The following is a 3,462-nucleotide window of genomic DNA, read 5'->3' as shown; positions in this document are numbered from 1 at the left end:
GGCGCGGGCGCGGGCGCGGGGACGACCGGCGGGGCGCTCGGCGGCGGTGGCACCACCGGCCCCGGGCGCTCCACCACGGTCGGCGCCGGCTGCCGCGCCAAGGCCGCCCGGCCGCCCGGCCAGTCGGCCAGCTCGGCGAGCCGCCGCTCGACCGTGCGGGCGTCGGCCGGCCGGTCCGCCGGATCCTTCGCCAGCAGCTCCGCGACCAGCCCGGCCACCTGCGGCGGCAGCCCGAACTGCGCCGGGTCCAGCGGCGCCGGCGCCTCGTTGAGGTGCTGGTACATCAGCACCGGCGTCGAGTCCCCGCCGAACGGCCGTGCCCCGGTGAAGAGTTCGATCAGGACGCAGCCCAGCGCGTAGAGGTCGGCCCGCCCGTCCACCCGGCCGCCGGTCCAGCGCTCCGGCGCCATGTACGCCGGGCTGCCGACGATCGTCCCGGTGGTGGTCAGCCCGCCCGCGCCGGTGTCCAGCTGGGCGATGCCGAAGTCCAGCACCTTCAGCTGCCCGGCGTCGGTGATCATCACGTTGTCCGGCTTGATGTCCCGGTGCACCATGCCCGCGTCGTGCGCGGCCGCCAGCGCTCCGCCGATCTGCCGCCCCCAGCGCAGGCTGAGCGCGGGCTCGGGCACCCCTGCCCGCAGCACCTCGGTGAGGGTGCGGCCGGTGAGCAGCTCCATCACCAGGTAGGTGACCTCCTCGCCGCCGAGCTCGCACTGCCCCAGGTCGTGCACCGTGACGATGTGCGGGTGCGAGAGGTTGCCGGCCGCACCGGCCTCCCGGACGAACCGCAGCGCGGCCTTCGCCCGGTCACCGCCGTGGTGCCCGATGACCTTGACCGCCACCGGCCGCCCCATCCGGGTGTCCCGGGCCCGCCACACCACCCCGAACCCGCCTTGCCCGAGCTTCTCCACCAGCTCGTACCGGCCGTCCAGGACGTCCCCGACTCGCACGCGCCCTCCCCTCCCGCCATGACGCCCAGACTCTACCGACGCCGTCCACCGCCCTTCCCCCCGCCGTCGCCCTCCCCTCCTCCTCTCCCCCGGGCCCCGGCCAGGTGGAAGGATGCCATCGAATCCCCGCGCGAACGCGGCGGTGCGAACCCAGCAGAGCCCGAGGAGAGCGGCCATGGTCAAGCAGGCCCCGCAGAGCGACCCGGCGCAGGACGCCCCCGAGGTGTCCACGCCCCAGCACGCGGCCGCCGGACTGCCCGCCGTCGGCCACAGCCTGCGGATGGCCGCCGAGCAGATGGGCGCCCGCCGCACCCTGGCCACCCTGCGCAAGGTCAACCAGCAGAACGGCTTCGACTGCCCCGGCTGCGCCTGGCCGGAGCCGGACAAGCCGCACACCGCCGAGTTCTGCGAGAACGGCGCCAAGGCCGTCGCCGAGGAGGCCACCGAGCGGTGCGTCCACTCCGACTTCTTCGCCGCCCACCCGGTCGCCGACCTGGCCGAGCGCTCCGGCTACTGGCTGGGCCAGCAGGGCCGGCTCACCGCGCCGATGCTGCTCGACGAGGGCGCCACCCACTACACGCCGGTCTCCTGGGACGACGCCTTCGCGCTGATCGCCGAGGAGCTGAAGGCCCTGGACACCCCGGACGGCGCCGCCTTCTACACCTCCGGCCGGACCAGCAACGAGGCCGCCTTCGCCTACCAGCTGTTCGCCCGCCGGCTCGGCACCAACAACATGCCGGACTGCTCCAACATGTGCCACGAGTCCTCCGGCTCGGCGCTCACCGAGACGCTCGGCGTCGGCAAGGGCAGCGTCAGCCTGAAGGACCTCTACCAGGCCGACCTGATCATCGTGGCCGGCCAGAACCCGGGCACCAACCACCCCCGGATGCTCTCCGCGCTGGAGCGCGCCAAGCGGGCCGGCGCCACGATCGTCAGCGTCAACCCGCTGCCGGAGGCGGGCCTGGAGCGGTTCAAGAACCCCCAGCACGCGCGCGGGCTGGTCGGCCACGGCACCAAGCTGACCGACCTCTTCCTGCAGATCCGCCTCGGCGGCGACCTCGCGCTGTTCCGCGCGCTGAACCGGATCGTCCTGGAGCGGGACGGCGTCGACCACGACTTCGTCGCCGAACACTGCTACGGCTTCGAGGAGTTCGAGGCCCAGGCGCGCGGGACCGACCGCGACGAGGTGCTCGCCGCGACCGGTCTGCCCTGGGAGCAGATAGAAGAGCTCGGCGAGCTGGTGCTGAAGTCCGAGAAGATCATCGTCTGCTGGGCGATGGGCCTCACCCAGCACAAGCACGCCGTGCCGACCATTCGCGAGGTCGTCAACTTCCTGCTGCTGCGCGGCAACGTCGGCCGCCCCGGCGCCGGGGTCTGCCCGGTGCGCGGGCACAGCAACGTCCAGGGCGACCGCACGATGGGCATCTTCGAACGCCCCACCGCCGCCTTCCTGGACGCGCTGGGCGAGGAGTTCCGCTTCGAGCCGCCGCGCGAGCACGGCCTCGACTCGGTGGACACCATCCGCGCGATGCGCGACGGCAGGGTCGGGGTCTTCTTCGCGATGGGCGGCAACTTCGTCGCGGCCACCCCGGACACCGAGGTCACCGAGGCCGCGATGCGCCGCTGCCGGCTGACCGTCCACGTCTCCACCAAGCTCAACCGCTCGCACGTGGTCACCGGCGCCCGCGCCCTGATCCTGCCCACCCTGGGCCGCACCGACCGGGACGTCACCGCGCACGGCGCCCAGTTCGTCAGCGTCGAGGACTCGATGGGCCAGGTGCACGCCTCGCGCGGCGGCCTGCGGCCGCCCGCCCCCGGGCTGCTCTCCGAGACCGCGATCGTCTGCCGGCTCGCCCGCGCCGTGCTCGGGCCGCAGGACACCGTGCCGTGGGAGGACTTCGCCGCCGACTACGACACCCTGCGGGACCGGATCGCCCGCGTCGTGCCGGGCTTCGAGGACTACAACGAGAAGGTCCGCCGCCCCGGCGGCTTCACCCTGCCGCACGGCCCCCGGGACACCCGTACCTTCCCGACCGCGACCGGCAGGGCCAACTTCTCCGTCAACCCGCTGACCGCCCCCGAGGTCCCGCCGGGCCGGCTGCTGCTCCAGACCCTGCGCTCGCACGACCAGTACAACACCACGATCTACGGCCTCGACGACCGCTACCGCGGCATCAAGGGCGGCCGCCGGGTGGTCCTGGTCAACCCCGCGGACGCCGACGAGCTCGGGCTCACCGACGGCGGGTACGTCGATCTGGTCGGCGAGTGGAGCGACGGCGTGGAGCGCCGCGCCCCGCACTTCCGGGTCGTCCACTATCCCGTCGCCCGCGGCGGCGCGGCGGCCTACTACCCCGAGACCAACGTCCTGGTGCCGCTCGACTCCACCGCCGACATCAGCAACACGCCGACCTCCAAGGCCGTCGTGATCCGCTTCGCCCCCGGTAGCGGCGCGTAGCCGCCGGCCGCCCCGGGCGGCACAGCACGCGGGCCGCCCCACGTCACCGTACGTGGG

2 protein-coding genes are annotated in these 3,462 nt (G+C 74.1%); one reads left to right on the top strand and one right to left on the bottom strand.

Features of this window, described 5'->3' with window-relative positions; all coding sequences use genetic code 11:
• Positions 1 to 950 (bottom strand): serine/threonine-protein kinase (locus ACWGJO_RS39460; protein ID WP_452190497.1); only part of this gene is annotated, 950 nt, incomplete at its 3' end.
• Positions 951 to 1,125: 175 nt separating this feature from the next.
• Between ACWGJO_RS39460 and ACWGJO_RS39455 the strand changes: the two genes are divergently transcribed.
• A complete protein-coding gene (locus ACWGJO_RS39455; RefSeq protein ID WP_452190496.1) occupies positions 1,126 to 3,405 on the top strand; it encodes an FdhF/YdeP family oxidoreductase in 2,280 nt (759 codons plus the stop codon).
• The last annotated feature ends 57 nt before the right edge of the window (positions 3,406 to 3,462 follow it).

The organism is Kitasatospora sp. NPDC054795, from assembly GCF_053611565.1.
This window is presented reverse-complemented; position numbering and strand designations above follow the sequence as displayed.